30 protein-coding genes are annotated in these 26,519 nt (G+C 71.8%); 11 read left to right on the forward strand and 19 right to left on the reverse strand.

Annotated features, from left to right (window positions below):
* Position 1 precedes the first annotated feature (1 nt).
* A complete protein-coding gene (tyrS, locus tag AB0M92_RS14210; protein ID WP_366102409.1) occupies positions 2-1,267 on the forward strand; it encodes a tyrosine--tRNA ligase in 1,266 nt (421 codons plus the stop codon).
* 81 nt (positions 1,268-1,348) lie between these two features.
* On the opposite strand, the gene AB0M92_RS14215 is transcribed toward tyrS, so the two are convergent.
* Positions 1,349-1,627, reverse strand: coding sequence for a GlsB/YeaQ/YmgE family stress response membrane protein (locus AB0M92_RS14215; RefSeq protein ID WP_366102410.1), 279 nt, complete (start codon positions 1,625-1,627; stop codon positions 1,349-1,351).
* A 179-nt stretch (positions 1,628-1,806) separates the two neighbouring features.
* Between AB0M92_RS14215 and AB0M92_RS14220 the strand changes: the two genes are divergently transcribed.
* Together AB0M92_RS14220 and AB0M92_RS14225 are read left to right on the forward strand one after the other, a co-directional pair.
* Positions 1,807-2,139 (forward strand): DUF3099 domain-containing protein, encoded by a 333-nt coding sequence (locus AB0M92_RS14220; protein ID WP_366102411.1) that lies wholly within the window; start codon positions 1,807-1,809, stop codon positions 2,137-2,139.
* Positions 2,140-2,285: 146 nt separating this feature from the next.
* Positions 2,286-2,567, forward strand: a complete 282-nt coding sequence (locus AB0M92_RS14225) for a hypothetical protein (RefSeq protein WP_366102412.1) — start codon at positions 2,286-2,288, stop codon at positions 2,565-2,567.
* A gap of 28 nt (positions 2,568-2,595) precedes the next feature.
* Here AB0M92_RS14225 and moaA read toward each other — a convergent pair whose 3' ends face one another.
* The 3 genes from moaA to AB0M92_RS14240 all read right to left on the reverse strand — a co-directional run bounded on the left by moaA (position 2,596) and on the right by AB0M92_RS14240 (position 5,782).
* Positions 2,596-3,585 carry a GTP 3',8-cyclase MoaA gene (moaA, locus tag AB0M92_RS14230; RefSeq protein ID WP_366102413.1) on the reverse strand — a complete coding sequence of 330 codons (990 nt, stop codon included), beginning with the start codon at positions 3,583-3,585 and terminating at the stop codon, positions 2,596-2,598.
* Positions 3,586-3,779: 194 nt separating this feature from the next.
* Positions 3,780-5,420 (reverse strand): cation acetate symporter, encoded by a 1,641-nt coding sequence (locus tag AB0M92_RS14235; RefSeq protein WP_366102414.1) that lies wholly within the window; start codon positions 5,418-5,420, stop codon positions 3,780-3,782.
* Positions 5,417-5,782: a DUF485 domain-containing protein gene (locus AB0M92_RS14240; RefSeq protein ID WP_366102415.1), complete on the reverse strand. Its 366-nt coding sequence runs from the start codon at positions 5,780-5,782 to the stop codon at positions 5,417-5,419. Before AB0M92_RS14240 ends, AB0M92_RS14235 begins: the two co-directional genes overlap by 4 nt.
* A gap of 275 nt (positions 5,783-6,057) precedes the next feature.
* On the opposite strand from AB0M92_RS14240, the gene AB0M92_RS14245 reads away from it, so the two are divergent.
* The gene (locus AB0M92_RS14245) at positions 6,058-7,611 is read left to right on the forward strand and encodes a S8 family serine peptidase (RefSeq protein ID WP_366102416.1); all 1,554 of its coding nucleotides are present in this window, start codon (positions 6,058-6,060) and stop codon (positions 7,609-7,611) included.
* 77 nt (positions 7,612-7,688) lie between these two features.
* On the opposite strand, the gene AB0M92_RS14250 is transcribed toward AB0M92_RS14245, so the two are convergent.
* The 7 genes from AB0M92_RS14250 to AB0M92_RS14280 form a co-directional block, all read right to left on the reverse strand.
* Complete coding sequence (locus AB0M92_RS14250) at positions 7,689-8,732, reverse strand: zinc-dependent alcohol dehydrogenase family protein (protein ID WP_366102417.1); 1,044 nt, start codon at positions 8,730-8,732, stop codon at positions 7,689-7,691.
* 28 nt (positions 8,733-8,760) lie between these two features.
* Complete coding sequence (locus AB0M92_RS14255) at positions 8,761-9,411, reverse strand: lysoplasmalogenase (RefSeq protein ID WP_366102582.1); 651 nt, start codon at positions 9,409-9,411, stop codon at positions 8,761-8,763.
* Positions 9,412-9,470: 59 nt separating this feature from the next.
* Positions 9,471-10,430: a sterol desaturase family protein gene (locus tag AB0M92_RS14260; protein ID WP_366102418.1), complete on the reverse strand. Its 960-nt coding sequence runs from the start codon at positions 10,428-10,430 to the stop codon at positions 9,471-9,473.
* Between the two features lie 299 nt (positions 10,431-10,729).
* A complete protein-coding gene (locus AB0M92_RS14265) occupies positions 10,730-11,953 on the reverse strand; it encodes an amidohydrolase family protein (RefSeq protein ID WP_366102419.1) in 1,224 nt (407 codons plus the stop codon).
* Positions 11,950-13,257 carry an amidohydrolase family protein gene (locus AB0M92_RS14270; protein WP_366102420.1) on the reverse strand — a complete coding sequence of 436 codons (1,308 nt, stop codon included), beginning with the start codon at positions 13,255-13,257 and terminating at the stop codon, positions 11,950-11,952. The genes AB0M92_RS14265 and AB0M92_RS14270 overlap by 4 nt, the downstream gene beginning before the upstream one ends.
* Before the next feature lie 12 nt (positions 13,258-13,269).
* A complete protein-coding gene (locus AB0M92_RS14275; RefSeq protein WP_366102421.1) occupies positions 13,270-14,154 on the reverse strand; it encodes an SDR family NAD(P)-dependent oxidoreductase in 885 nt (294 codons plus the stop codon).
* A 1-nt stretch (position 14,155) separates the two neighbouring features.
* Positions 14,156-14,953, reverse strand: a complete 798-nt coding sequence (locus AB0M92_RS14280) for an acetoacetate decarboxylase family protein (RefSeq protein WP_366102422.1) — start codon at positions 14,951-14,953, stop codon at positions 14,156-14,158.
* Between the two features lie 114 nt (positions 14,954-15,067).
* On the opposite strand from AB0M92_RS14280, the gene AB0M92_RS14285 reads away from it, so the two are divergent.
* From AB0M92_RS14285 to AB0M92_RS14305, 5 genes are all read left to right on the forward strand, one after another.
* A complete protein-coding gene (locus tag AB0M92_RS14285; protein ID WP_366102423.1) occupies positions 15,068-15,724 on the forward strand; it encodes a TetR family transcriptional regulator in 657 nt (218 codons plus the stop codon).
* A 76-nt stretch (positions 15,725-15,800) separates the two neighbouring features.
* The gene (locus AB0M92_RS14290) at positions 15,801-16,778 is read left to right on the forward strand and encodes a DEDDh family exonuclease (protein ID WP_366102424.1); all 978 of its coding nucleotides are present in this window, start codon (positions 15,801-15,803) and stop codon (positions 16,776-16,778) included.
* A gap of 64 nt (positions 16,779-16,842) precedes the next feature.
* On the forward strand, positions 16,843-17,076 hold the full coding sequence (locus AB0M92_RS14295) for a hypothetical protein (protein WP_366102425.1): 234 nt from the start codon (positions 16,843-16,845) through the stop codon (positions 17,074-17,076).
* Positions 17,077-17,205: 129 nt separating this feature from the next.
* Positions 17,206-18,000, forward strand: a complete 795-nt coding sequence (locus AB0M92_RS14300; RefSeq protein ID WP_366102426.1) for an SURF1 family protein — start codon at positions 17,206-17,208, stop codon at positions 17,998-18,000.
* A 10-nt stretch (positions 18,001-18,010) separates the two neighbouring features.
* Positions 18,011-18,766 carry an SDR family oxidoreductase gene (locus AB0M92_RS14305; RefSeq protein WP_366102427.1) on the forward strand — a complete coding sequence of 252 codons (756 nt, stop codon included), beginning with the start codon at positions 18,011-18,013 and terminating at the stop codon, positions 18,764-18,766.
* A gap of 29 nt (positions 18,767-18,795) precedes the next feature.
* Here AB0M92_RS14305 and AB0M92_RS14310 read toward each other — a convergent pair whose 3' ends face one another.
* Genes AB0M92_RS14310 through AB0M92_RS14330 form a run of 5 tightly spaced genes read right to left on the reverse strand, consistent with a single transcriptional unit; the run spans position 18,796 to position 21,032 of the window.
* Positions 18,796-19,371, reverse strand: a complete 576-nt coding sequence (locus tag AB0M92_RS14310; protein ID WP_366102428.1) for an alkaline shock response membrane anchor protein AmaP — start codon at positions 19,369-19,371, stop codon at positions 18,796-18,798.
* Positions 19,372-19,375: 4 nt separating this feature from the next.
* Complete coding sequence (locus AB0M92_RS14315; protein WP_366102429.1) at positions 19,376-19,996, reverse strand: DUF6286 domain-containing protein; 621 nt, start codon at positions 19,994-19,996, stop codon at positions 19,376-19,378.
* Entirely contained in the window at positions 19,993-20,394 is a 402-nt protein-coding gene (locus AB0M92_RS14320) for a hypothetical protein (RefSeq protein ID WP_366102430.1), read from the reverse strand. The genes AB0M92_RS14315 and AB0M92_RS14320 overlap by 4 nt, the downstream gene beginning before the upstream one ends.
* Before the next feature lie 7 nt (positions 20,395-20,401).
* A complete protein-coding gene (locus tag AB0M92_RS14325) occupies positions 20,402-20,590 on the reverse strand; it encodes a hypothetical protein (RefSeq protein ID WP_366102431.1) in 189 nt (62 codons plus the stop codon).
* 10 nt (positions 20,591-20,600) lie between these two features.
* The gene (locus AB0M92_RS14330) at positions 20,601-21,032 is read right to left on the reverse strand and encodes an Asp23/Gls24 family envelope stress response protein (RefSeq protein ID WP_366102432.1); all 432 of its coding nucleotides are present in this window, start codon (positions 21,030-21,032) and stop codon (positions 20,601-20,603) included.
* A gap of 193 nt (positions 21,033-21,225) precedes the next feature.
* Here AB0M92_RS14330 and AB0M92_RS14335 point away from each other — a divergent pair, with 193 nt between their 5' ends.
* Complete coding sequence (locus tag AB0M92_RS14335) at positions 21,226-22,179, forward strand: zinc-binding dehydrogenase (protein WP_366102433.1); 954 nt, start codon at positions 21,226-21,228, stop codon at positions 22,177-22,179.
* 56 nt (positions 22,180-22,235) lie between these two features.
* On the opposite strand, the gene AB0M92_RS14340 is transcribed toward AB0M92_RS14335, so the two are convergent.
* The 3 genes from AB0M92_RS14340 to AB0M92_RS14350 all read right to left on the reverse strand — a co-directional run bounded on the left by AB0M92_RS14340 (position 22,236) and on the right by AB0M92_RS14350 (position 25,354).
* Complete coding sequence (locus AB0M92_RS14340; protein ID WP_366102434.1) at positions 22,236-23,015, reverse strand: enoyl-CoA hydratase/isomerase family protein; 780 nt, start codon at positions 23,013-23,015, stop codon at positions 22,236-22,238.
* A gap of 166 nt (positions 23,016-23,181) precedes the next feature.
* Positions 23,182-23,403 carry a helix-turn-helix domain-containing protein gene (locus AB0M92_RS14345; protein ID WP_048476734.1) on the reverse strand — a complete coding sequence of 74 codons (222 nt, stop codon included), beginning with the start codon at positions 23,401-23,403 and terminating at the stop codon, positions 23,182-23,184.
* 352 nt (positions 23,404-23,755) lie between these two features.
* Complete coding sequence (locus tag AB0M92_RS14350; RefSeq protein WP_366102435.1) at positions 23,756-25,354, reverse strand: ABC-F family ATP-binding cassette domain-containing protein; 1,599 nt, start codon at positions 25,352-25,354, stop codon at positions 23,756-23,758.
* Between the two features lie 248 nt (positions 25,355-25,602).
* On the opposite strand from AB0M92_RS14350, the gene AB0M92_RS14355 reads away from it, so the two are divergent.
* Positions 25,603-26,493, forward strand: coding sequence for a neutral zinc metallopeptidase (locus tag AB0M92_RS14355; protein WP_366102436.1), 891 nt, complete (start codon positions 25,603-25,605; stop codon positions 26,491-26,493).
* Positions 26,494-26,519: the final 26 nt, after the last annotated feature.

Consider the following 26,519-nt stretch of genomic DNA (forward strand, 5'->3'; position numbering starts at 1 on the left):
CGTGACGGACATCGTCGACGAACTGAAGTGGCGTGGGCTCTTCGCCCAGTCCACCGACGAAGAAGCGCTGCGCAAGGCGTTCGCGGACGGTCCGGTCACCTTCTATTGCGGCTTCGACCCGACGGCGGCCTCCCTGCACGTGGGACACCTCGTGCAGGTGCTGACCGTACGCCGGCTCCAGCAGGCCGGGCACCGGCCGCTGGCGCTGGTCGGCGGGGCCACCGGTCAGATCGGCGACCCGCGGCCGACCGCGGAGCGGACGCTGAACGACCCGGAGACGATCGCGAACTGGGTGAACCGACTGCGCGGCCAGATCGAGCCGTACCTGTCCTTCGAGGGCGAGAACGCCGCGGTCATGGTGAACAACCTGGACTGGACGGCGGGCATGTCCGCCATCGAGTTCCTGCGGGACATCGGCAAGCACTTCCGCGTCAACAAGATGCTGACGAAGGACTCGGTGGCCAAGCGGCTGGAGTCCGACCAGGGCATCAGTTACACCGAGTTCAGCTACCAGCTGCTCCAGGGCATGGACTTCCTGGAGCTGTACCGGCGCTACGGCTGCACCCTCCAGCAGGGCGGGTCCGACCAGTGGGGCAACCTGACCGCCGGTCTCGACCTGATCCACCGCCTGGAGCCGCACGCCGAGGTGCACGCGCTGGCGACCCCGCTGATGGTCAAGGCGGACGGCACCAAGTTCGGCAAGACCGAGGGCGGGGCCGTCTGGCTCGACCCGGAGATGACCACCCCGTACGCCTTCTACCAGTTCTGGCTGAACGTGGACGACCGCGACATCTCCACCTACCTGCGGATCCTGTCCTTCAAGTCCCGCGCGGAGCTGGAGGAGCTGGAGGCGCAGACCGCCGAGCGGCCGCAGGCGCGCGCCGCCCAGCGGGCGCTGGCCGAGGAGCTGACCACCCTGGTGCACGGCGCCGGCCAGTGCGCGGCCGTGATCGCCGCGTCGAAGGCCCTGTTCGGCCAGGGCGAGCTGGCGGACCTGGACGAGGCCACCCTGGCCGCGGCCCTGTCCGAGCTGCCGCACGTACGGGTCACCGAGCCCGGCCCGGTGGTGGACCTGCTCGCGGAGACCGGGCTGGTGGCGAGCAAGTCGGCCGGCCGGCGGACCGTCAAGGAGGGCGGCGCCTACGTGAACAACGCGAAGGTCACCGCCGAGGACGCGGTCCCCGCCAAGGAGGAGCTGCTGCACGGGCGCTGGCTGGTGCTGCGCCGCGGCAAGAAGAACCTGGCGGCGGTCGAGGTCACGGGCTGACGCCCGGCGCCTGACGCCCGGGCACGGCGGAGGGGCCGGTGCGGACGAGACGTCCGGCCGGCCCCTTCGTCATGCCGCCCCTCAGGTCATCTGCTTGCTGCCGCCCTTGAGCGACTTGTAGACCATCTCACCGAGAGCCACGATCAGCACCGCTCCGGCAAGTTGCAGCAGGTGCCGGGTCCAGTCGATGCCCCTGGTCTCCCCGACGCCGATCCACACCGCGACGGCGTTGCCGAGGATGCCGCCGGCGATGCCGAACAGGGTGGTCAGCCAGAGGGGCTGGTGCTGCTTGCCCGGCAGGACGGCCCGGGCTATGAGGCCCAGCACGAAACCGACGATGATCGCCCACAACCATGACATGTCGAGCCTCCTCGTGGCGCGTTGTGCGCATGTGGGCCCAGTTTCGACCCGTACGGCGTACTGCGCATTTCGGACAGCCCCATTCGGGGGACACCCCCTCTCCTCCCCACGGAGCGGGCGGCGTACGGTGGGAGGGTCCGGACCGGCGTGCGTCCGGCAGGCGAATCGGGCGGTGGAGCGTGGAGCGGAAGAAGCGGAACGGGGCCCAGGTCTTCCGGATCACCGGAGCCCGCATGAGCCTCGACGAGGACGTGCGGGGACGGCAGCGCCGGTACGTCATCTCGATGGTGATCAGGACGCTCTCGGTGCTCGCGACGGTGATCCTGTGGAACGTGGAACGTCACGTGGCGATCGTGACGCTCATCGCCGGCGGACTGCTGCCGTACGTGGCCGTGGTCATCGCCAACGCGGGGCGCGAGTCGACCCCCTCACTGCCCTCGCACTTCATCCCGTCACCTGTGCGTCCGGCACTGGACACGGGAAACCTCAAGAAAAGCTCAGATCAATCATGAAGTTCCGGTGCACTGCACCGGGTCCTGCGTGACATACTGCCTACGCGCTCCGCATCCCCCGTCGGAGCGACGGACCGACGCCGGGCAGCTCCCCCCGTGGCTGCTCGGCGTCGCCTTTCCGTGACAGGGGTTTGTAGGGTTGAGGCGTGAACTCCCCTGACTCCCCCGGCTCCCCCGAATCCACTCCGTCTCCCCGTGCCGCCGATGCGCCCGCCCCCTCCTGCTCGGCCAAGGGCTGTCGCGAGGCGGCCGTCTGGGTCCTGGCGTGGAACAACCCGAAGCTGCACGCGCCCGAGCGCCGCAAGACCTGGCTGGCGTGCGAGGAGCACCGGGAGCACCTTTCCCAGTTCCTGGGGGTGCGCGGGTTCCTCAAGGACGTCGTGAAGCTCGACGAGTGGGTACAGCCGGAGGGCTCGGAGCGCCCGTAGCGGCCGCCGCCGGCCGGGACGGCCGCGGTCAGCCGCCGATCGCGGACATCGGGCGGTCGGGCTGGAGGAAGGACGGGTCGTCGAGTCCGGACCCGGCCTTCTTGCCCCACATCGCCACCTTCCACAGGCGGGCGATCTCCTCGTCCGGGGCTCCGGAGCGCAGCGCGGCGCGCAGGTCCGACTCCTCGGTGGCGAACAGGCACGTACGGACCTGGCCGTCGGCCGTGAGCCTCGTACGGTCGCAGGCCCCGCAGAAGGGGCGGGTGACCGAGGCGATGACGCCGACGGTGGCGGGGCCGCCGTCGACCACCCAGCGCTCGGCGGGGGCGGAGCCGCGCTCCTCGGCGCCCTCCTCGGTGAGCGTGAAGCGGGTGCGCAGCGAGGCGAGGATGTCACCGGCGGTGATCATGCCGTCGCGCTTCCAGCCGTGCTGGGCGTCGAGCGGCATCTGCTCGATGAAGCGGAGCTCGTACTCGTTCTCCACGGCCCAGGCCAGCAGGTCGGGGGCCTCGTCCTCGTTGAGGCCCGGCATCAGGACGGCGTTGACCTTGACGGGGGTCAGGCCGGCCTCGCGGGCCGCGGCCATGCCGTCGATGACGTCGCGGTGGCGGTCACGCCGGGTGAGCGTCTTGAAGACCTCGGGCCGCAGGGTGTCCAGCGAAACGTTTACCCGGTCCAGCCCGGCGGCCTTGAGCGCCTGTGCGGTGCGCTTGAGGCCGATCCCGTTGGTGGTCAGGGACATCTGGGGGCGCGGCTCCAGGGCCGCGCACTGCTCGACGATCCCGACCAGGCCGGGGCGCAGCAACGGTTCGCCACCGGTGAAGCGGACCTCGGTGATCCCGAGCTGCGTGACGGCGATCCGGATCAGCCGGACGATCTCCTCGTCGGTCAGCAGATCGGACTTGCCGAGCCACTGCAGGCCTTCCTCGGGCATGCAGTAGGTACAGCGCAGATTGCACCGGTCGGTGAGCGAGACGCGCAGGTCAGTGGCCACGCGGCCGTAGGTGTCCAGAAGCATTTCGGGCCCCCTCCCTGTCCTGTCCATAGAGACGTTCGCGCCATTTCGGGTAAACGCCTGGCGCTGTATCCGAGCCTACGCGACGGCCGTGGCGCGTAGGGATGCCCAAATGAACGAGACGCGGCGTGGCCGCGTCGTAGGGAAGTACGACGCGGCCACGTTGCGTGCTCGGCCCATCTCACATGTGCACGGTGTCAGTGCGCGCCCGTTCCCGTAAGGGAGCGGACCTCAAGCTCCGCGAACTTCTGGGGGTCGGCCTTCTCCTTGGACAGGACGGTGCCCAGCCAGCCCAGCAGGAAGCCGAGCGGGATGGAGATGATCCCGGGGTTCTCCAGGGGGAACCAGTGGAAGTCGACCCCCTTGAACATCGAGGTCTTCTCGTTGCCGGACACGACGGGCGAGAAGAGCACCAGGACCACGGACGAGATCAGGCCGCCGTAGATCGACCAGAGCGCGCCCCGGGTGGTGAAGCGCTTCCAGAAGAGGCTGTAGAGGATCGTCGGCAGGTTCGCCGAGGCCGCGACGGCGAAGGCGAGGGCGACCAGGCCCGCGATGTTGATGTCCCGGGCGAGCGCCCCGAGGACGATGGCGACGGCGCCGATGACCACGGTGGACCAGCGGGCCGCCCGCACCTCTTCCTTCTCGGTGGCCTCGCCCTTGCGGATCACGTTGACGTAGATGTCGTGCGCGAAGGAAGAGGAGGAGGCGAGGGTCAGGCCCGCCACCACGGCGAGGATCGTCGCGAAGGCCACCGCGGAGATCACGGCGAGCAGGATCGCTCCGCCGGTGGAGTCCGCTCCGCCGCCGACGGCCTGGGCGAGGAGCGGGGCGGCGGTGTTGCCGGACGGGTTGGAGTCGGTGATTTCCTTGGGGCTGAGCAGCGCGGCGGCGCCGAAGCCGAGGGCGATCGTCATCAGGTAGAAGACGCCGATGATGCCGATGGCCCAGTTCACGGACTTACGGGCGGCCTTGGCGGTGGGCACCGTGTAGAAGCGGATCAGGATGTGCGGCAGGCCGGCGGTGCCGAGGACCAGCGCGAGGCCCAGGGAGATGAAGTCCAGCTTCGAGGTCCCGGTGATGCCGTACTTGAGTCCGGGCTCCAGGAAGGACGCGCCCTTGCCGCTGTTCTCGGCCGCTTTGCCCAGCAGGTCGGAGACGTTGAAGTTGAACTTCCACATCACCAGGAAGGTGATCAGCAGGGCGCCCGCGATGAGGAGCACGGCCTTGACCATCTGGACCCAGGTGGTGCCCTTCATGCCGCCGATGGTGACGTAGAGGATCATCAGCACGCCGACCAGCGCGACGATGGCGATCTGGCCGCCGTCACTGGTGATCCCGAGGAGCAGGGAGACCAGTACGCCGGCGCCGGCCATCTGGGCCAGCAGGTAGAAGATCGAGACCACGATGGTGGAGGTGCCCGCGGCGGTGCGGACGGGCCGCTGGCGCATCCGGTAGGCGAGGACGTCGCCCATGGTGTAGCGGCCCGAGTTGCGCAGCGGCTCGGCGACCAGCAGCAGGGCCACCAGCCAGGCGACCAGGAAGCCGATGGAGTACAGGAAGCCGTCGTAGCCCTTGAGGGCGATGACGCCGGCGATGCCGAGGAAGGACGCGGCGGACATGTAGTCGCCGGAGATGGCCAGGCCGTTCTGGAAGCCGGTGAACTGGCGGCCGCCCGCGTAGAAGTCGGCGGCGTCCTTGGTCTGGCGGCCGGCCCAGATCGTGATGACGAGGGTGGCGACGACGAACAGCCCGAACAGGCTGATGATCAGCGGCTGGTGATCGGTGGCTCCCGCGGCCACGTCGGCCGCGAGCCGGGTGGGGAGGATGCCGCTCATTCGCCCGCCTCCATCCGCGCCTTGATCGCCGCCGCCTTCGGGTCCAGCTTCGTGGCGGCGTGCCGGGAGTACAGCCAGGCGATGAGGAACGTCGTCGCGAACTGGGCGAGGCCGAACACGAGGGCGACGTTGATGTTGCCGAAGAGCTTGGTCCCCATGAAGCCGCCGGCGTAGTTGGACAGGAGGACGTAGAGCAGGTACCAGGCGATGAAGGCCACGGTGAGCGGAAAGGCGAAGGAGCGGTAGGAACTGCGCAGTTCGGCGAACTCGGCGCTCTGCTGGACGGCTGCGAACTGTTCTGCCGTGGGGCTCGCCGTGGGCGTTCCCGCGCTGCCGTGCGGCGGCGCTGCTTCGGTGGTCACGGGGGGCTCTCCTTGTGACGCGGGTGCGGTGGGGACGACGGACAAAACAACCTCCGTGTGGGGGGACGGTGGCGCTGATCCCCCCTTGTCAACGGCACGTACGGCGCGTCGGGACGGTTCAACACCCGTTGGTTCTTCTGATGATTCTTCGAAAGCCGATTTCGTCGAACTGATGGCGGAGAGTCGAAGACCAGCACTAGGTTCGGCTGTCATGAACCCGCCGTCCGGCGCGAACCCGCGCGGACGGCTTCTTTCACGGATGATGTGGAGAACCCATGGCTCAGCTGGGGTCACGATCCCCTGAATGGCGCGGCCGTCTCGCCGTTCCGGTCGGCCTGGCGCTCACCGCCTCGCTCGCTTTCCTGCCCTCGGTCGCGGCCTCCGCCGCCCCGCTGGGCAACACGGCGGGTACGGCGGCTGCGGCGAAGCCCGACACCACCGGCCCCAAGCTCTCCTACGTCGCGAACCTGACCACGTACGCCTCGGTGAAGGCCGCGAAGAAGGCCGTCGAGCGGGCCGGTGGAACGGTGGTGACGTCCTATGAGCAGATCGGGGTCGTCGTCGCACACTCCCAGAATCCGGACTTCGCCAAGCAGCTGCGCGCGCAGCGCAGCCTGTTCGTGTCGGTCGGCGCCACCCGGACGGCCCCCCTCCAGACGGTGGCGACCACCGAGGAGGGCACGACGCAGAAGCTCAGCGCGGCGGACGCCGCCAAGGCGGCGGCGACGGCCACGGACGGTCAGGAGCCGCTGGAGCCCAACCAGTGGGACCTGCGGGCGATCAAGGCCGATCAGGCACACAAGATCAACGATGGCAGCCGGAACGTCACCGTGGGCGTCATCGACACGGGTGTCGACGACACCCACCCGGACCTCGCCCCGAACTTCTCCAAGGGCCAGTCGGCCAACTGCGTCGGCGGCGTCGCGGACACCACCGACGGCGCGTGGCGCCCCTACCCCGACGGCAGCGACCACGGCACGCACGTGGCCGGGACCATAGCCGCCGCGCGCAACGGCATCGGCGTCGCCGGCGTCGCGCCGGGCGTGAAGGTCGCCGCGATCAAGGTGAGCGAGCCGGGCACCAGCCTGTTCTTCACCGAGGCGGTCGTCTGCGGCTTCATGTTCGCCGCCGAGAAGGGGATCGAGGTGACCAACAACAGCTACTACGTCGACCCCTGGCTCTACAACTGCAAGGCGGACGACGACCAGAAGGCGCTGGTGGAGGCCCTCGGCCGGGCGACCAAGTACGCCGAGCGCAAGGGCGTGCTCAGCGTGGCCTCGGCGGGCAACTCGAACCACGACCTGGCGTCGAACGCCATCGTCGACGACACGAGCCCGGACGACGGCACCCCGGTCCCGCGCACGATCGACCCGCACGTCTGCCTGGACATCCCCACCCAGCTCCCGGGCGTGGTCACGGTGAGCGCGACCGGCGACCAGGGCATCCGGTCGTACTACTCCAGCTTCGGCCTGGGCGTGGTCGACGTCGCCGCCCCCGGCGGCGACAAGTGGCAGGTCCCGGCGACCCCGGACGCCAACGGGCGCGTGCTGTCGACGCTGCCGGGCGGCGGCTACGGCTACAAGCAGGGCACCTCGATGGCCGGACCGCACGTGGCGGGCGTGGCGGCGCTGCTCAAGAGCGCGCACCCGAAGGCCACGCCCTCGCAGCTCCAGGCCATGCTGAAGGCCCAGGCCACGAAGACGGCCTGCCCGGAGAAGCTCTACGACGACACGGGCGCGCTGGTCGACGCCACCACCTGCAACAGCAAGTGGGGCCAGACCGGTTACTACGGCTACGGCGTGGTGGACGCGCTGAAGGCCGTCAAGTAGCGGATCGCACGCCTGAGACGGGAGGGGCCGGCCCGGGGAATCCCCCGGGCCGGCCCCTCCCGCCGTCGTTCAGCCCGTCAGGGCTTGATGAGCACCTTCAGCGCGCTGCGGTCGTCCATGGCGCGGTAGCCGTCCGGGACCTCGTCCAGCGACACGGCCCGGTCGAAGACGGGCGCCGGGTCGATCGCGCCGCTGAGCACGTCCTCCAGCAGCTCCGGGATGTACGCGCGCACCGGCGCGACGCCGCCGCGCAGGGCGATGTTGCGGTCGAACATCACGCCGAGGTCCAGGCCGGTGCCGCTGCCGTGCGGGACGCCGACGTAGCCGATCGCCCCGCCGTCGCGGGTGATGTTCACGGCGGTGCGCATCGACTGCTCGGTGCCGACGGCCTCGATGACCGCGTGCGCGCCGTGGCCGCCGGTGAGCTCGCGGACGGCGGCCTCGGCGGCCTCCCCGCGCTCGGCGACGACGTCGGTGGCCCCGAAGAGCTTGGCGATGTCCGTACGGGCGGTGTGGCGGCCCAGGGCGATGATCCGCTCGGCGCCCAGGCGCTTGGCGGCGAGCACGCCGCACAGGCCGACCGCGCCGTCGCCGACGACGGCCACGGTGGAACCCTTGCGGACGCCCGCGCCGAGCGCCGCGTGGTGCCCGGTGCCCATGACGTCGGAGAGGGCCAGCAGGCCGGTCAGCAGCTGGTCGTCGGAGACGGCCTCGGCGGGCAGCTTCACGAGGGTGCCGTCGGCGTGCGGGACGCGGACGGCCTCGCCCTGGCCGCCGTCGAAGCCGACCGAGCCCCAGAAGCCGCCGTGCACGCAGGAGGTGTACAGGCCCTCGGAGCAGTAGTCGCAGGTGCCGTCGGACCACATGAAGGGGGCGACGACGAGGTCGCCGGCCTTCAGGCCGGACACGGCCGAGCCGGTCTCCTCGACGACGCCGAGGAACTCGTGGCCGATGCGCTGGCCGGGCTGGCGCGCGGCCTCGCCGCGGTAGGCCCACAGGTCGCTTCCGCAGATGCAGGCACGCAGCACGCGGACGACGGCGTCCTCGGGGCGCTGGATCGCAGCGTCGGGCACCTCCTCCACGCGGATGTCGTGCGGGGCGTGGATGACGGTGGCGCGCATGGTGATGCAGCCCTCCGGATCAGTTGGTTCAGTCTTGTAGGACTTCCCTACCGTACGCCTGCCGCGGGGCGAGCGCTCCGGTGGCCAGGAGGTACTGGGCGGCGACGTAGGTGGCCATGATCCAGAAGTCGGGGCGGGGCAGCTGGGGCCAGTCCGCGACCCCGGTGGCGATCAGCGTGTCGGAGAGCAGGAACAGCGCCCCGCCGAGGCCGGCGCGCAGGCCGAGGGCGCTGGAGCGGTAGGCCATGGCGGTGAGCAGCAGGCTGTACCCGGCGACCGGGACGCGCAGGTCGGCCGGCAGGTCCGCCCAGAGCAGCGCGACGGTCCCGATGAGCGCGAGGGCGTACGCGCCGCCGAGCGCGGGGTGCGTCCGGCCCCGGCCGAAGAGCACGAGGTAACAGACGTGCCCGGCGGCGAAGGAGCCCATGCCGATCAGGAAGGCGGCGTCTGCGTCGAAGAGCAGGGCCAGGTCCCCGCCCCACCCGAAGAGCAGGGCGGCGATCAGCAGGCGGGGCGCCTTCCGTGCGCCCCTCTGCCTTTGACAGCAGACGTACGCGACGAGCAGCGGCATCAGCAGCGGCTTCGCGAGGACGTGCCCGAGGTGCCAGCCGGCCAGCAGCGAACCGAGGTCGACGGCGGTGGCGGCGGCGAAGGCGGCGAGCAGGATCCGGCCCGCCACGCCGTCGGCGGCGGCCGCCGCGGGGCGTGCCCAGGACGGCGTACGGGCGTCGGTGTCGCTCACGCGGCGTGCTCCGGGGCGGTCGCGGTCGCGGACTCGGACTCGGGGGCGGGGGCGGGGGCGCTCCCGGCCGCCGGGGCGGGCGCGGGGGCCTGGGCCGGAGTCTGGGCCTGGGCCGCGGCCCGGGCCTGGGCCGGCTGCCAGCCGGGCCCGCGGAAGACGCGCCCGGCGCGCTCGCGCCAGCTGCTCGCGGCACGGACGTCACGGGCGATGGCGGCGTACTCGTGGGTGGCGACGCGCAGCGGGTTGTGCGTGTTGATGTTCTTGGTGAGCCCGTAGACGGGCTTGTCGGTCTCCCCGACCCAGGAACCGAACAACCGGTCCCAGACGATCAGGATCCCGCCGTAGTTGCGGTCCAGGTAGCCGCCCTGGGAGGCGTGGTGGACGCGGTGGTGGGAGGGGGTGTTGAAGACGTACTCGTAGGCCCGCGGCAGCTTGCCGATGCGCTCGGTGTGCACCCAGAACTGGTAGAGGAGGTTCAGGCCGTAGCAGAAGGGGATCGCGGCCGGGTGCACGCCGAGGGCGACCATCGGCAGGTAGAACCACCAGGTGGTGGCGCTGGTCCAGGGCTGGCGCAGGGCGGTGGTGAGGTTGAAGTTCCGGCTGCTGTGGTGGACCACGTGGCAGGCCCACAGGATGCGGATGACGTGGTGGAGCCGGTGCTGCCAGTAGTAGAGGAAGTCCTGCACCAGCAGCATCAGCAGGGCGGTCCACCACAGGAACGGCACGCGCAGCGGGGTCAGTTCGTAGACCGCCGTGAACACGGCGACGACCGGGATCTTCCACAGCAGGTCGAAGCCGATGCTGCCGATGCCCATGGCGACGCTGGTCGCCGCGTCCTTCGTGTCGTAACCGGCGGTGTCCTCGTCGGGATGGAGTCGGTAGCTCACCACCTCGATGACGGTGAGCAGCACGAAGGCGGGTATGGACCACAGCACGACATCGGGCAGGTTCGGCATGCCCGCACCATAGAGCGGGTTCGGGGGCTCCGCTAGGGGTTGTTACCGATCGGTATCCATCGGGGTTACCGGCGGTTCACGCGATGATCTCCGGGCCGGGGGGAGGGCAGGGGGATGACGGGCTTCGGGACGGCCGTCTTACGGGTGGCGGGCACGGCGGCGGGCGCCCTGCGGGGTGGGGCGAGGAACCGCCGGCCTCCGGGCGGGCGGTGGTCCCGGTGGACGGCGTGGCCGTGTTCCTGTTCCCGCCGGAGCGGCTCGTCCACGTGAGCCGAGCCGCTCCGGTCGGGACCCGGGACCTACCAGATGCGGACCGAGCCCCCCCGGGCGAAGGCCGGGCTCGTGGCCTGCGGGGGGATCTCCTTCAGCGGCTCCGCGATCTCCGAGACCAGGGGGCCGTGCTTGGCCGCCACCGCGTCCAGCAGGGCCGGGTCGAAGCCGTAGACGCGGGCCGCGTTGCCGCCCACCATCGCGGCCACCTCGTCCCTCGGGAGGCCCGCGTAGGCGATGCGCAGGCCCTCGCGGGAGAACGGGGTGGTGCCCTCGTCGTGGGGGTAGTCGCTGCCCCACATGATCTTGTCGAGGCCTATCCGGTCCCGCAGCGGGACCTCGTGCGGGCGCATGAAGCTGGCCCCCACGAAGCAGTTGTCCCGCCAGACCTCGCTCGGGCCCTTGCCCATCGACTCCGCCAGGCCCGCCCCGAACTTCGACTCCGCCGTGGCCGAGGCCGCGACCAGGCGGCCGTGGTAGTAGTCCAGCATGTCGAGCACGCCGGGGATCCAGCCCGAGCCCTGCTCCGTCAGGACCAGCTTCAGGCCCGGGTGGCGGCGGAACGCGCCGCCGAAGACCAGGTGCCACAGGGCCCGGTGCGAGAACCACGTCGTCTCCACCATGAAGACGGCCCGCGCGGCCGGTTCGTCGCCGAGCGGCGGCGACGCCGAACCGCCGTGGTGGTTGACCGGGACGTCCAGCTCGTCGCACACCGCCCAGATGGGGTCGTACGCCGACGAGTACAGCTCGGGCACCGTCGAGCCCGGCGGGACGCCCGGCAGCAGGATGCCGCCCGTCAGACCGGCCTCCCGCGTGCGGCGGATCTCCTCCACCGCCGCGTCCACGTCGTTCAGCAGGATCTGGACCACGCCCGCCCGCCGCCCCGGCGCCTCGGCGCAGAAGTCCGCCAGCCAGCGGTTGTGCGCCTGGAGCCCCGCCCAGCGCATCGCGTACTCCTCCGCCGTCGGCGGCTGCGCCATCAACGAGGCCTTCGGGAAGAACGGCGGGATGGTGTTGGGGAAGACCACCTCCGCCACGATGCCGTCCGCCTCCAGCTCGGACAGCCGGCGGGCCGAGTTCCAGTTGCGGTCCGCCGTGTCCGCGAGGAGGTCCTCGTACGGGTTCACGTAGGTGGCGGCCCAGGCGTCGAACTCCTCGTGGTACCGCTTCTCCAGGTACGGCTTGTAGTCCAGCAGGTCCGCGCCCGCGTGGCAGTCCGCCGAGATGACCGTGTACCGGTCCGCCCCCGTCATCGGGTCACCCCCAGCGACGGGAAGTCCTCGCCCGTCAGCCAGTGGCGGCCCGTCTCCCGCGAGCGGGCCCACGAGGCCTCCACCGCGGCCTGGTCGGCGGGCTGGCCAAGCTCCGCCGGGGTCGGGCCGATCCGCCGCGCGACCGGGGCCAGCTTCTGCGCGTCGAAGCCGAAGACGTCCGCCGCCGCCAGCCCCAGCATCCGGCGGGTCTCGCCGACCGGGATGTCGTGGAAGGTGTTCTTCAGCCAGGTCCGGGTGTTCGGCCAGGTCCCCTCGGGGTGCGGGAAGTCCGAGCCCCACAGGATGTTGTCGACGCCGATCTCGTAGCGCTGGGCGAGCTCGCGCCGCTTGGTGTTCGTCGCGCAGATGAACACCTGCCGGTCCAGGTACTCGCTCGGCGGGCGCCTCAGCTCCTCGAACGGCGACAGCTTCTTGCCGCCGTGCGCGCCGAGGTAGAGCCGGTCCATGAACCACAGCTGGTTCGGCAGCCACCAGCAGCCCGACTCGGCGACGCCGAACTTCAGCCCGGGGTGCCGCTCGAAGACCCCCGACCAGAGCAGGAACCACAGCGGGCGGGACGGCCACCACGTGACCTCGGAGACGAAGATGCCCAGGTGGTCGCCGTACTCGTGGCGCGGCGAGGACCCCGAGTGGGTGACGATCGGCATCCGCGTCTCGGCCGCCGCCGCCCACACCGGGTCGTAGCGGCGGTCGTGGTAGGGCGCCTTGTCCACCCACATCGCCGGGATCATCAGCGCGCCGAGCCCGGACTCCTTGGCCCGGTGTATCTCGGCGACGACCTCTCTCGGCTCGCCCGTGATGGGCAGCAGGGCGACCCCGCAGTGCCGTTCGGGGGTCTGGGAGACGAACTCCGCCAGCCAGCGGTTGTGCGCCTGCGCGCCCGCCATGCCGAGCTCGGGGTCCTGGTCGCCGGAGAGCCCGAGACCCACGCCGAAGGGGGCCGCGGTCTGGCTGTCCACGGCGTCGGCGTCGGGGAAGACGACCTCGGCGGCGACCCCGTCGCCGTCGAGCTCCTTGAGTCGCTGGCCGGTGTCCCAGCCGCCCCGCAGGCCCTCCTCGTGATCGTGGAACCACTTTTCGGCGAAGGCCTCGTTGCGGACGCCGAGCTTCGTGGCCTCGGCGCGGCGGGCGTCGCGCTGACCGAGGAACTCGTCGAACTGGGGGTGGAATCGGGAGTCGAGGTACGGGCGGTACTGCTCGGTCGGCAGTCCCGCGTGGCAGTCGGAGGAGATGATCAGGTAGGGGTCCTCGTACGTGCTGCTGTCGGTCACGTTCTCACTCACTGCAAACGCTCCTCAGTCGAGGATGAAGCTCTCCAGGTAGGCGGGGTCGGCGCGGTCGAGCATCGACTGCGACCGGGCGCGGATCTGCCGGTCGCTGTGCTCGCTCGCCGGGAGCATCCAGAAGCGGTCGGCGCGGATGCCGTCGACGACGTGCTCGGCGACCTCCTCGACCGGGGTGAACTCCACCGCGTGGCCGGCCTGCTCCATCGCGGCCTCGTACTGGTCGAGGCTGCGGTACGGGGTCTTGCGCGGCCGCTGCTTCGCGTACCGCTCGGGCCGGTTGCGGTGCGACTCCCACAGCCCGGTGCGCAGCATGTGCGGTCCGGGGAAGAGGACGGAGGCGCCCACGGGCGCGCGCTCCGCCTTGAGGTGGGCGTACAGCGACTCGGTCATGGTGACCACGGCCGCCTTGGTGACGGCGTAGACGGAGGCGGTGGGCAGCGGGGCGATGCCGCCGTCGCCGGAGGAGGTGTTGACGACGTGGCCGGGGCCGCCGCCCGCGATCATGCGCGGGACGAAGGCCTGGATGCCGTGGAAGACGCCCCAGACGTTGACGGAGAAGGCCCACTTCCAGTCGTTGGGCTCGTGCTCCCACATCCGGCCCTCGGCGCCTGATCCGACACCCGCGTTGTTGCAGAGCACGTGCACGGCGCCGAAGGTGTCGTACGCCGCGTCGGCGAGCGCGAGGACGGAGTCGCGGTCGCCGACGTCGACGGGCCGTGCGAGCACCCGGGCGCCCTCGGCGGCCAGCTCTTCGGCGGCCTTGCGCAGGGCTCCCTCCTCCACGTCGGCGAGGACGACCTTCAGCCCCTCGGCGGCGAAGCGGCGGGCCATCGCGAGACCGATGCCGCCGGCGGCTCCGGTGACGACGGCCACCTGTCCGGGTTCGAGCCGCATGTCACACGCTCCCCTCGGGCGGGCCGTCGAGGATCTGCATGGGGTCGTCGTAGCGCTGGTGGACGTACGGGAGGAGCGCCCGGGCGCTGACGCGCTCGACGACGCGGCCCTTCTGGTCGGTGGTCTTCTCGCCGATGGTGATCTCCACGATGCGGCGTACGGGGAGATCGGCGACCGGGTCGAACATCGACTCGCGCAGGACCACGTCACCCGTGATGTGCTCCAGCTTGCGGACCTTCTCGTTGCGGGTGACGTGCACGAGCACCGGGTCGGCGTCGAAGCCCGAACCGTCCACCGCCGGAAGGAACTTGAAGTAGAAGTCGGTCTTGGCGGCCGGCTCGGGCAGCGGCAGCGCGCGGTCCACCGCCCCGCGCACCTCGACGAACGCGATCCCGTGCCGGGCCAGGGAGGCCCGTACGACGAGGCCCTCGCGCTCCACCGCGACCTCGCCCAGCTTCTTCGGCTCGCCGAAGACCTCGCGGCCGCCGATCAGGGCCCGCTCGTGGGTCATCGGCATGACCAGCGGGTACCAGCCCTCGACCCCGCCGTGCTGCGCGGCGACGGCCACCGAGCCGGCACCGAGGGGGTAGCCGGGCAGGTCGACCTTGCTGATGTTGGCCCGTACCAGGGGCCGCTCGGCGGGCTTGAGCGGCGGCGGCAGGACCGCCGCCACCACGTCCGGGTCGCTCTCCCAGACCGCCACCACCCCGGTGGACCAGATGTCGGGGAGCCGGGAACTCTTCTCGCGCGACGCCGTGATCTCGGCCTCCGTGCGCGCTCCGTACCGTACGCGTGCCATGTCTCGCGCCACCCTTCGGTAGGTTCTGTAACACAGTTACACCGTGGGCGATGAAGGGTAAAGACCCCTGCACGGACCAGAACTGACGATCCGACAGATTGGCGGGAGACGGCCATGGCCAGAACCACGCTCACCCGTGACGAGGTGCTGACCGCGGCCGCCTCGCTGGTCAAGCAGCACGGCCCGGCCGCCCTGACCATGCGCAAGCTCGCCGCCGAGCTGGGCACGGCCGTGACGTCCATCTACTGGCACGTCGGCAACCGCGAATCGCTGCTCGACGCCCTCGTGGAGCGGACCGTCCAGGAGATGGGCGCGATACGGCCGCTCGGCCGCACCCCCGTCGAGCGGATCCTCTCCGTGGCCCGGATCCTGCGCCGCGAACTGCGCGAGCGGCCGCACCTGATCGCGATGGTCCACGAACGCGGCCTCACCGAGCGGATGTTCCTGCCGGCCCAGCAGGCCCTGGTCCACGAGGTGCACGCGGCCGGGCTGCGCGGGGCCCGGGCCGCCGATGCCGTGCGCGCGGTCCAGTTCCAGATCGTCGGGTACCTCCTCGTGGAGCGCAACCGCGAGCGCGCCCCCGCCCAGTCCCCGGCCGAGAGCGACCTCTGGGGCACCCCCGGCGCAGCCGACGGGATCCCCGCCGCCCCCGACGATCCGGAGCTCGCCCGCGCCCTGGCCCGCCCGGCCGACCCGGAGCGCCTGTTCCTGCTGTCCCTGCGCGCCCTCGTCCGCTCCCTGCTGGCATCGCCGAACCGGCCCCTGCGGTAGTCCGGTTTGCAGGCTCCGCGCCCGGGCCGGTCCGAACCCGCCGGGCACCGGGTGTCGGTGTGTGCCGATATCCTCTGTGACCATGCTCGACGACCGTACGACCGCAGAGACGACGTGGCCGACCGCGTACCCCGAGGGGTACGCGGTCGTCGACGTGGAGACGACCGGGCTCGCTCGCGACGACCGGATAATCTCCGCCGCCGTCTACCGGCTCGACGCGCAGGGCAATGTCGAGGACCACTGGTACACCCTGGTCAACCCGCAGCGCGATCCCGGCCCCGTCTGGATCCACGGGCTGACCAGCGACATGCTCCAGGACGCCCCGCTCTTCAAGGACATCGCCGAGGAGTTCGCGGGCCGGCTCGCGGACCGGGTGCTGGTCGCGCACAACGCCATGTTCGACTGGCAGATGATCGCCAGGGAGTACGCGCGGGCCGCCGGGACCGCGCCGGTCCGTCAGCGGCTGTGCACCATCGCCCTGTCGAAGGAGCTGAACCTGCCGCTGCCCAACCACAAGCTGGAGTCGCTCGCCGCGCACTTCGGCGTGGTCCAGCAGCGCGCCCACCACGCCCTCGACGACGCCCGCGTGCTCGCGGAGGCGTTCCGTCCGTCCCTGCACGCCGCCGCGCGGGACGGCGTACGGCTGCCCCTGCTGGAGTGCCGGCCGCTGACGGAGTGGTCGGACTCCCCCGTCACCCCGCGGATCGGCCGGCAGGCCTCGTACGGGAGCAACGGCTGGCGGCCCTCGCGCAAGCGGCCGCCGTGCCCGCACCCGAACCCGGGGCGCTTCGAAGACGGCAAACCGCTCAAGCAGGGCATGCGGATCGCCTTCTCGGGTGACACCTCGGTGGACCGGGAGCTGCTGGAGGACCGGGCGGTCGAGGCCGGGCTGCACGTGGCGACGAGCGTGTCGCGGCTCACGAGCCTGCTCGTGACCAACGACCCCGATTCGGCCACCTCCAAGACGGTCAAGGCGAAGTCCTTCGGTACGCCGGTGGTCGACGAGGCGGCCTTCACCCAACTGCTGCGGGACGTGGCTGCGGCAGAAGGGTGAGCCTCGGGCGACTCGCCCGCCACCCGCTTTCCCATCCCGCCGGTCCGGTCCCACCCTGTGGCGCATGGCACGTTGTGAGGTCTGCGGAAACGATTACGGCATGTCCTTCGAGGTGCACGCGCAGGGCAGCGTGCACGTCTTCGACTGCTTCTCCTGCGCCATCCACCGCATGGCGCCCATCTGCGAGCACTGCCGGGTGCAGATCATCGGGCAGGGCGTCGAGGTCGGGGGCCAGTGGTACTGCGGGGCGCACTGCGCCCGCGCGGAGGGGAAGGTGGGCATCGTCGACCGCGTGTGACCCTGCTCTCCCTCTCCCCGTCTCCTCCTCCCCGTCTCCCTCTCCCCCCTCTTCCTCCCGTTCTCCCTTCCGGCCCCGGACGGCCACCCGGCCGCCGGGGTCCTCACGGCTGGGGGTACCGTCGTGGGCGTGTACCGCTTTGTGCTGACCCGGCAATGGGTGTGCCTCACCCTCATCGCCCTCGCCCTCATCCCCGCGATGATCAAGCTGGGGTTCTGGCAGTACCACCGCCATGAGCACCGGGTCGCGCAGAACCAGCTGATCGCGGGCAACCTGTCCGCGAAGCCGGTGCCGATGACCGAGGTGACCTCCCCCGGCCACCAGGTCCCGCGGTCCGACTTCTGGCGTGCCGTCACCGCCACCGGTACGTACGACTCCGCGCACGAGGTCGTCGTACGGATGCGCACCGACAACGACGACAAGGTCGGCTTCCACGTCCTGACCCCGCTGGTGCTCTCCGACGGCCGGGTGGTCCTGGTCAACCGCGGCTGGGTGGCGGGCGGCGACGACCCGCGCGCGTACCCGCCGGTGCCGGCCGCGCCCACGGGCGAGGTGACCGTCACCGGGCGGCTCAAGGCCGACGAGACGAGCGGCGGCAGCGGCATCAAGGACCGCAAGGGCCTGCCGGACCGCCAGGTGATGCTGATCAACAGCGCGCAGCAGGCGGAGTACCTGGGCAAGCCGGTCCTCGGCGGCTACATGGAACTCACCGCTCCGGTCCCGGGGGGCGGCAGCCCCGAGCCGATCGCCGATCCCGACCACGACTCGATCGGCCCGCACATGGCCTACGCCGTGCAGTGGTGGCTGTTCGCCTCGGCGGTGCCGGTGGGCTGGCTGGTCCTCGTACGGCGCGAGAAGCGCGACCGGGCGGCGGCCGCGGCGGCCGGCGCCGCCCCCGAGCGGGAGCCGCAGCCGACGGCGTAGCGTGTCGGGCATGGATCTTGGACTGAAAGACCGTGTCTACGTCGTCACCGGAGCCACCCGCGGCCTGGGCTTCGCCTCGGCCCGCGAACTGGCGGCGGACGGCGCGAAGGTGATCGTGACGGGCCGCGACGCGGCGCGCGCCGCCGAGGCGGCCGCCTCGCTGGGTCCGAACGCGGTGGGCGTCGCCGCGGACAACGCCGACCCGCAGGCCGCGGCCGCGCTCGTCGCCACCGCGAAGGAACGCTTCGGCCGCCTCGACGGCATCCTCATCAGCGTCGGCGGCCCCACCCCCGGTTCGGCGGCGAGCAACACCGACGAGCAGTGGGCGGCGGCCTTCGAGTCGGTCTTCCTGGGCGCGGTACGACTGGCCCGCGCGGCGGCGGCCGAGCTGGGCGAGGGCGGGGTCATCGGCTTCGTCCTGTCGGGCTCGGTCCACGAGCCGATCCCGGGCCTGACCATCTCCAACGGCCTGCGGCCGGGGCTGGCCGGCTTCGCCAAGTCCCTGTCGGTGGAGCTCGGACCGCGCGGCATCCGCGTGGTCGGACTGCTCCCGGCCCGGATCGACACCGACCGCGTCCGCGAGCTCGACGCCCTGTCGGGCGACGCGGCGGCGGCCCGTGCGGCCAACGAGTCCGGCATTCCGCTGCGGCGCTACGGCACCCCGGAGGAGTTCGGCCGCTCGGCGGCCTTCCTGCTGTCGCCGGCGGCCTCGTACCTGACGGGCATCATGCTCCCGGTCGACGGCGGCTCCCGCCACGGGTTCTGACGCCCCGCCCTCCCCCCGGGCCGGCCGCCTCAGGTGACGCGGCGGGCCCGGTGGGAGGTGATCCGCAGGCGCGCCTCCGCGGCGAGTTCCGGGAGGCCCGCCGACCGGCGGGCGTGGTCGAGCACCGGCCCGGCCAGCCCGGCCAGCGCGTCGGCCGGTACCGCGTGCGGCTCCAGCTCCAGCTCCATCCGCAGCTTCGGGATCCCGCGCCGGCGCCCCCGGCCCTGCCGGCCCCGCAGGACGGCACGGCACCGGGCGACCCCGTCCAGCGCGCCCGCCTCCGCGGCCACCGCCTCCTCAAGTGCCCGCCCGCGCAGCACGGCGTAGGCCTCGTCGCCGGTGTCCACCACCAGCGCGGACAGCCGCGAGCGCCGCAGCTGCGCCAGCAGCCACCACAGTGCGAGCACCACGCACACCGCGAGCCCCGCCACGACCGCCCACCACCAGCCGCCCTCGGCATGCCAGTACCGCTCGCGGGTCGCCGCCGACAGCAGCGGCTCGTGGCGGCCGCCGAGCGGCCGCAACGCCGCCGCCAGCGCCGCACCGACCGCCACGAGCACGGCCCCGATGATCCCGAGCAGGGTGCGGTTCACGGCTCCGAGCATCCCCTCACCTCTTCCCGACGGGGGCCCGGGTGACCCGTACCCTCGGCTGCGGCGGGTGCGCGAGACCCAGTTCGCCGATGCCCACGGTGAGGACCTCCTCCAGGTCGGCCCTCACCTCGTCCAGCTCGCGGAAGTGCGACTGCGCCCGGACCTTCACGCGGGAGCGCCGCACCGCGACCCGCGCCGACCGCACTCCCGACACCTCCATCGCCCGGTCCCGCAGGACCAGCGCGGCCGCCTTGCGTTCCAGGCCGGCGCGGACCCCGGCCCGCGGGTCCGGCGGCCGCATCGGGAGGATCCGGCGCAGCCCCGGCGTCACCGCGAGGAACAGGAGCAGTGCCCCGGCCACGACGAGGACCCCGGCGGCGACGAGCACCCAAGGGTCCGCGGGGGTCTTCTGCCCCAGCTGGTCGGCGAGTTCCCGGCGCCATTGCATGCCGGGGCGGCCGGCCCGTACGGCGATCAGGTCGTAGAGGAACAGGCCCGCCGCGCCGAGTACGGCCAGGGCCGTCAGCCCGGCGGGGATCCGCCTGGCTGACCGGAAGCGGGCGATGCGGGCCCGGTCCGGGGCGTGGCCGGGCTCGGGGGCGGGGGCCTCTGCCCGGTCGGGGGCGGGCGCCGTCACCGCAGCTTCCGGTCCCGCAGGGCGGCGGTGCGGGTGTGCGCGGAGTGCAGGTGCTCGATGTCGATGTCCACCTCGGGCACGGACATGGCGGCGCACTCCTCGACGCGCCGGACCACCTGGCGGCGTACGGCCGCGCACTGGGCGGCGAGATCGGAGGGGTAGCCGAGCTCCAGGCTCACCCGTACGCGGGCGATGTCATGGTGCACGGTGACGGTGGCGTGCGGGGCTCCCGGGGCGGCGCCGGCGGCCCCCGCGGCCTCGGGCGGCCCGTCCCGCCGGGCGGCGAGCGCCTCCCGGGCGGCCTGGGCCGCGATCTTGGCGACGACCCGGTCGGCGATCTTGGTGGCCCCCCGCTCGGCGGGGGGCACCCGCGGCGGGGTGGACCGTGGCGTGCTCATCGGGGCCTCACCTGTCGCGGTCGCGGGGTCGGGGACGGAAGAAGTCGCCGGGCTCCAGGTCCCCGTCCAGGAACCGGCCGACGATGAAACCGATGGCGCCGAGCGCCGCCACCAGCAGGAAGGCACCGAACCCGCCGAAGTACCCGGCGAACGCGAGCGCCATGCCGGCGAAGAGGCCGACGACCGCCATCCTCATGGGGCCTCCTTCACTGGATCCGGGGCTCCGGCTCCTCGTCGGGCTCGTCGGGCAGCTTGACGTCGCTGACCGCGATGTTGACCTCTACGACTTGCAGGCCCGTCATCCGCTCGACCGACGAGATGACGTTCTCACGGACGGCCCGGGCCACGTCGCGGATCGACACGCCGTAGTCGACGACGATCTCCAGGTCGAGGGCGGTCTGGACCTCGCCGACCTCGGCCTTGACCCCGCGCGTGACCGAGGACTTCGCCCCGCCGGGAACTCGGTCGCGGACGGCGCCGAAGGTGCGGGAGAGGCCGGTGCCGCTGCCCATGGCGTGGACGCCGACCACCTCGCGGGCGGCGAGCCCGGCGATCTTCTCGACCACCCCGTCGGAGATGGTGGTGCGGCCGCGTTCGGCCGGTTCGCGGGAGGCTCCCCCGGATGTGGATTCGGTCATCGCGTGTCCCTTCGCGCGGATGGACTCACTCCGATCCACGGTAGACGCCCGGGCGCGATGGCGCTCCGGGACTACTCCGGTCGGCCGGGAACGTACCCCTGCCGGCGCTTGACCTCAACTGCGGTTGAGGTCGGAGAGTGGCAAGTGATCAAGGCCGAGCGGCCGTTTCGGACAGGACGGGCAGGGGGACGCCATGCGGGCGATCCGGGTGGACGGGTACGGCGGTCCGGAGGTGCTGGTGCCGGTGGAACTGCCGGATCCGGTCCCGGGGGCGGGCGAGGTGGTGGTCAGGGCCGAGGCCGTGGACACGATCTTCGTGGAGACCCAGATCCGCGGGGGCTGGGGCGAGTCCTTCGGCATCCACCCGCCGTACGTGCCGGGCGGCGCGGCCGCGGGGACGGTCCTCGCGGTGGGCGAGGGGGTGGACCCGCTCTGGCGGGGCCGCCGCGTGGTGGCCGCCCCGGGCACGAAGGGGACGTACGCGGAACTGGTCCGGGTGCCGGTGGAGCTGCTGGTCCCGGTCCCCGACGGGTTGGAGACCGCGGAGGCGGCGGCGCTGGCGCACGACGGGGTGACCGGTTCGGGCATCGCCGAGGCCGTCGGCATCAAGGCGGGCGAGCGGGTCCTGATCCTGGGGGCGGCCGGCGGGATGGGCACGCTGCTGGTGCAGATCGCGGTGGCGGCGGGGGCGTACGTGGTGGGGGCGGCGCGGGGCGAGCGCAAACTGGCGCTGATCCGGGAGCTGGGCGCGGACCGGGCGGTGGACTACTCGGAGCCGGGCTGGACCGGGGCGGTCGGCGGTCCGGTGGACGTCCTGCTGGACGGGGTCGGCGGCGAGCTGGGCCTGACCGCCTTCGCACTGGTCCCGGACGGCGGGCGGGTCTCGGCGCACGGCGCCCCGAGCGGCGGCTTCACCGCACTGGACCCGGCCGAGGCCGAGCGGCGCGGGATCGTGGTGCGCGGGATCGCCGAGGTCCGGTTCCCGCCGGCGGAGATCACCCGGCTGGCGGGCTTCGCCCTGGCCGAGGCCGCGGCCGGGCGGCTGCGCCCGGTGATCGCGCGGAAGTTCCCGCTGGCGCAGGCCGGGGAGGCCCACCGCGCGATCGAAGCGCGCGCCGTCCCGGGCAAAGCCCTCCTGATCCCCTGAACCGATCCCCTGACGGGGGCACCGGGTTCCGGGGGCGGAGCCCCCGGAACGCCGGATCAGTCCGACAGGCCCGCCAGGTCGCGCAGGCGGCGCGCCTGGGCGGCGCGCTCCGCGGAACGCTGGTCGTCGTACGGGCGGGATCCGGCCTCGCGGAGCAGCGCCTTCGTCTCGATCACGGCGTCGCGCGGCGGAGCCAGCAGCGCCGTCGTGAGGTCCTGCACGGCCGCGTCCAGCTCGTCGGCCGGTACGACGAGGTTGGCCAGACCGATCCGCTCCGCCTCCTCGGCATGCACGAAGCGGCCCGTCGCGCAGATCTCCAGCGCGCGGGCATAGCCGACCAGCGAGGTCAGCGGTTGGGTCCCGGCCAGGTCGGGCACGAGACCCAGGCTGGTCTCGCGCATGGCGAACTGCACGTCGTCCGCGACCACGCGCAGGTCACACCCCAGCGCGAGCTGGAAGCCGGCGCCGATCGCATGGCCCTGTACGGCGGCGATGGAGACGATGTCGCTCTGCCGCCACCAGGTGAACGCCTCCTGGTACTCGGCAATGGTGGAGTCGAGCAGCTCGTCCGAGCCGCGCGCCAGATCGAGGAAGGACGGCTCACCCTCGAAACCCTCGGGAGTGAACGCCTGCCGGTCGAGTCCGGCGGAGAAGGACTTGCCCTCACCCCGGAGCACCACGACCCGGACGGTGCCCGGCAACGACCTTCCGGCCTCCGCCAACGCCCGCCAGAGCGCGGGGGACTGGGCGTTTCGCTTGGCCGGATTGGTCAGTGTCACCGTCGCGACCGAGTCGTCCACGGTGAGCCGTACGCCGTCCTTGTCGAGCAGAGCCATCGGTGTGCCTCCGGTGTGCAGTCGGCCGCAATCCCGGCCTAAGTGACTGCACAGTAACCACCCGGTCGGCCGGAGGGCCGACCGGGGGTCACCGAAGGAACTAAGGTGTGGGCAGGCGAGCGTGATCCACCCCGGCCCCGGGCCTGACGGCCTGGATGGGGGTCGGTCAGGCCGTAGCCGCCTTCTTGCCGCGCGTCGCGCCACCGCGACCACGCAGAATGACTCCGGACTCACTGAGCATCCGGTGGACGAACCCGTAAGACCGGCCGGTTTCCTCGGCCAGCGCACGGATACTCGCACCGGAGTCGTACTTCTTCTTCAGGTCTGCCGCGAGCTTGTCGCGCGCGGCGCCGGTTACCCGGCTGCCCTTCTTCAGAGTCTCGGCCACCCGTGCCTCCTCATGGGAAGTGCGCTCTGGACTTCTCATGATCACCCCTCCCCGGCTTCCTGGCCACCCATTCAGCAAGGTCGGTACGACGACATTTCCCGGGCAGTGGACACATCAGCAGAACGGAATCTTCTCTTCCGCTGCATGACGTCCGTCACACTTCTTCACCCTCACCGGGAATCGCCAGGTCAGGGGCCGGACGGCAAAAAATTTCGGCCCCGGACGCGTACCCGGACGGGCACGGCCGGGGCCGTCGTACAGAGCGCAGGGGTACGAGACCGTCTCACTCAGATGATGGATCACGCCTGAGCCGAATGATCCATAAGGAACTGGATCACCGGCTCCGGGAGGATCAGGCGAGGGCGACGAGGTCCCGGTAGTCCGGGCCCCAGAGGTCCTCCACGCCGTCCGGGAGCAGGATGATCCGCTCCGGCTCCAGCGCCTCGACCGCACCCTCGTCGTGCGTGACGAGGATGACCGCGCCCTTGTACGTGCGCAGCGCGCCCAGGATCTCCTCGCGGCTGGCCGGGTCCAGGTTGTTCGTGGGCTCGTCGAGGAGCAGCACGTTCGCCGAGGAGACGACCAGCGTGGCCAGGGCCAGACGGGTCTTCTCGCCGCCGGAGAGCACCCCGGCCGGCTTGTCGACGTCGTCGCCGGAGAAGAGGAAGGAACCGAGCGTCTTGCGCACGGCGACCAGGTCCAGGTCGGGCGCGGAGGAGCGCATGTTCTCCAGGACCGTGCGCTCCGGGTCCAGGGTCTCGTGCTCCTGGGCGTAGTAGCCCAGCTTGAGGCCGTGGCCGGGGACGACCGTGCCGGTGTCCGGCTTCTCGGTGCCCGCGAGGAGGCGCAGCAGCGTGGTCTTGCCGGCGCCGTTGAGGCCGAGGATGACGACGCGGGAGCCCTTGTCGATGGCCAGGTCGACGTCGGTGAAGATCTCCAGGGAGCCGTACGACTTCGACAGTCCCTCGGCGGTCAGCGGGGTCTTGCCGCAGGGCGCCGGGTCCGGGAAGCGCAGCTTGGCCACCTTGTCGGAGACGCGGACCGCGTCCAGGCCGGCGAGCAGGCGGTCGGCGCGCTTGGCCATGTTCTGGGCGGCGACGGTCTTGGTGGCCTTGGCGCGCATCTTGTCGGCCTGCGAGTTCAGGGCCGCGGCCTTCTTCTCCGCGTTCTGGCGCTCGCGCTTGCGGCGCTTCTCGTCGGCCTCGCGCTGCTGCTGGTAGAGCTTCCAGCCCATGTTGTAGATGTCGATGACCGAGCGGTTGGCGTCCAGGTAGAAGACCTTGTTCACCACGGTCTCGACCAGGTCGACGTCGTGGGAGATCACGACGAAGCCGCCGCGGTAGTTCTTCAGGTAGTCGCGCAGCCAGACGATCGAGTCGGCGTCGAGGTGGTTCGTGGGCTCGTCGAGGAGCAGCGTGTCGGCGTCCGAGAAGAGGATCCGGGCGAGCTCGACGCGGCGGCGCTGACCACCGGAGAGGGTGTGCAGCGGCTGGCCGAGGACCCGGTCGGGCAGGCTCAGGGCGGCCGAGATGGTCGCGGCCTCGGACTCGGCGGCGTACCCGCCCTTGGTGAGGAACTCGGTCTCCTGGCGCTCGTACTGCTTGAGCGCCTTCTCGCGGGTGCCGCCGGAGCCGGTCGCGATGCGCTCCTCGTTCATGCGCATCTTCTTGAGCAGGACGTCGAGGCCGCGGGCGGAGAGGATCCGGTCGCGGGCCAGGATGTCGAGGTCGCCGGTGCGCGGGTCCTGCGGGAGGTAGCCGACCTCGCCCGAGCGGGTGATGGAGCCGCCCGCGGGCTGGCCCTCGCCGGCGAGGCACTTGGTGAGCGTGGTCTTTCCCGCTCCGTTGCGGCCGACCAGGCCGATGCGGTCGCCCTTGGCGATGCGGAAGGAAGCGGACTCGATGAGGACGCGGGCGCCGGCGCGCAGCTCGACGCCGGTGGCGGTGATCACGGAAATACTCCAGGGCGGGGGGACGGCGGAAGGGGGGCAGGACGCGATGCTTCGACGCCGCTAATCCGCGAGGAGATTTGCCATGGGATTCATTCTACCGGGGGTGCGCAACCACTTTTCGGGGCGTCCGGCCCTTGACGGGTCCCCCGTTCGGCTCAGGGACGGCCCCGATGGGGCGGGGGGCGTATCAGGATGGACCGGGTGATACTCGCCGCAGGGGCGGCCACGTTGAATCGAGGCGGTGCGGGATGCAGTTCGACGACGACGCCAATCTGGACACGTCCGAGGTCAAGGACGTGCGCGGCAGCCGCGTCCCGGGCGGGCGGGCGACGATCGGCGGCGGCATCGCGGGCCTCATCGCGCTGGTCCTCGGGCTGCTCTTCGGCGTGGGACCGGACCAGCTGGGGCTGTCCTCCGGGAACCCGGAGTCGGCGGCGACCTCTTCGTCGGTCAGCGAGGTGCAGCAGAGCTGCCGGACCGGACGGGACGCGAACACCCGCGAGGACTGCCGGCTGGTCGCGGTCGTCAACAGCACCCAGGACTTCTGGAAGAACGAGTTCACCCGGCGCGGCGGCCGCTACGCCCCGGCGTCGACGGTCTTCTTCAAGGACCGGGTGAACACCGCCTGCGGCGCCGCCACCAAGGCGGTCGGCCCCTTCTACTGCCCCGCCGACCGGCAGGTCTACCTGGACCTGGGCTTCTTCGACGACCTGCGGACGAAGTTCGGCGCGAGCGGCGGCCCCTTCGCCCAGGCCTACGTCGTCGCCCACGAGTACGGGCACCACATCCAGAACCTGACCGGGACCCTGGAGAAGGCCCAGGACGGGCAGCAGGGCGCCAACAGCAACGCGGTCAAGGTCGAGCTCCAGGCCGACTGCTACGCCGGGGTGTGGGCGCACAACGCGACGCGGACCCCCGACCGGGCCACCGGCCGCCCGCTGCTCACCAGCCTCACCGACCAGGACATCAGGGACGGCCTGGACGCGGCGGCCGCGGTGGGCGACGACCGGATCCAGGAGAAGTTCCAGGGCCGGGTGACCCCGGAGTCCTGGACGCACGGCTCGGCGCAGCAGCGCCAGCAGTGGTTCTACCAGGGCTACCGCACGGGCGACATGGCCCAGTGCAACACCTTCCGCTGACTGCCGGCGGCGCCTGCCATGCTGTG

The sequence above is a fragment of the Streptomyces sp. NPDC051582 genome (assembly GCF_040681715.1).
GTDB lineage: Bacteria > Actinomycetota > Actinomycetes > Streptomycetales > Streptomycetaceae > Streptomyces.

What these genes read in the sequence shown, in the direction of transcription:
- AB0M92_RS14215 (WP_366102410.1), bottom strand. Translation starts at nt 1,627, where the DNA reads ATGTCATGGTTGTGGGCGATCATCGTCGGTTTCGTGCTGGGCCTCATA.
- moaA (WP_366102413.1), bottom strand. Translation starts at nt 3,585, where the DNA reads ATGCTTCTGGACACCTACGGCCGCGTGGCCACTGACCTGCGCGTCTCG.
- AB0M92_RS14235 (WP_366102414.1), bottom strand. Translation starts at nt 5,420, where the DNA reads ATGAGCGGCATCCTCCCCACCCGGCTCGCGGCCGACGTGGCCGCGGGA.
- AB0M92_RS14245 (WP_366102416.1), top strand. Translation starts at nt 6,058, where the DNA reads ATGGCTCAGCTGGGGTCACGATCCCCTGAATGGCGCGGCCGTCTCGCC.
- AB0M92_RS14250 (WP_366102417.1), bottom strand. Translation starts at nt 8,732, where the DNA reads ATGCGCGCCACCGTCATCCACGCCCCGCACGACATCCGCGTGGAGGAG.
- AB0M92_RS14260 (WP_366102418.1), bottom strand. Translation starts at nt 10,430, where the DNA reads ATGCCGAACCTGCCCGATGTCGTGCTGTGGTCCATACCCGCCTTCGTG.
- AB0M92_RS14265 (WP_366102419.1), bottom strand. Translation starts at nt 11,953, where the DNA reads ATGACGGGGGCGGACCGGTACACGGTCATCTCGGCGGACTGCCACGCG.
- AB0M92_RS14275 (WP_366102421.1), bottom strand. Translation starts at nt 14,154, where the DNA reads ATGCGGCTCGAACCCGGACAGGTGGCCGTCGTCACCGGAGCCGCCGGC.
- AB0M92_RS14280 (WP_366102422.1), bottom strand. Translation starts at nt 14,953, where the DNA reads ATGGCACGCGTACGGTACGGAGCGCGCACGGAGGCCGAGATCACGGCG.
- AB0M92_RS14285 (WP_366102423.1), top strand. Translation starts at nt 15,068, where the DNA reads ATGGCCAGAACCACGCTCACCCGTGACGAGGTGCTGACCGCGGCCGCC.
- AB0M92_RS14295 (WP_366102425.1), top strand. Translation starts at nt 16,843, where the DNA reads ATGGCACGTTGTGAGGTCTGCGGAAACGATTACGGCATGTCCTTCGAG.
- AB0M92_RS14305 (WP_366102427.1), top strand. Translation starts at nt 18,011, where the DNA reads ATGGATCTTGGACTGAAAGACCGTGTCTACGTCGTCACCGGAGCCACC.
- AB0M92_RS14310 (WP_366102428.1), bottom strand. Translation starts at nt 19,371, where the DNA reads ATGCTCGGAGCCGTGAACCGCACCCTGCTCGGGATCATCGGGGCCGTG.
- AB0M92_RS14320 (WP_366102430.1), bottom strand. Translation starts at nt 20,394, where the DNA reads ATGAGCACGCCACGGTCCACCCCGCCGCGGGTGCCCCCCGCCGAGCGG.
- AB0M92_RS14325 (WP_366102431.1), bottom strand. Translation starts at nt 20,590, where the DNA reads ATGAGGATGGCGGTCGTCGGCCTCTTCGCCGGCATGGCGCTCGCGTTC.
- AB0M92_RS14330 (WP_366102432.1), bottom strand. Translation starts at nt 21,032, where the DNA reads ATGACCGAATCCACATCCGGGGGAGCCTCCCGCGAACCGGCCGAACGC.
- AB0M92_RS14335 (WP_366102433.1), top strand. Translation starts at nt 21,226, where the DNA reads ATGCGGGCGATCCGGGTGGACGGGTACGGCGGTCCGGAGGTGCTGGTG.
- AB0M92_RS14340 (WP_366102434.1), bottom strand. Translation starts at nt 23,015, where the DNA reads ATGGCTCTGCTCGACAAGGACGGCGTACGGCTCACCGTGGACGACTCG.
- AB0M92_RS14355 (WP_366102436.1), top strand. Translation starts at nt 25,603, where the DNA reads ATGCAGTTCGACGACGACGCCAATCTGGACACGTCCGAGGTCAAGGAC.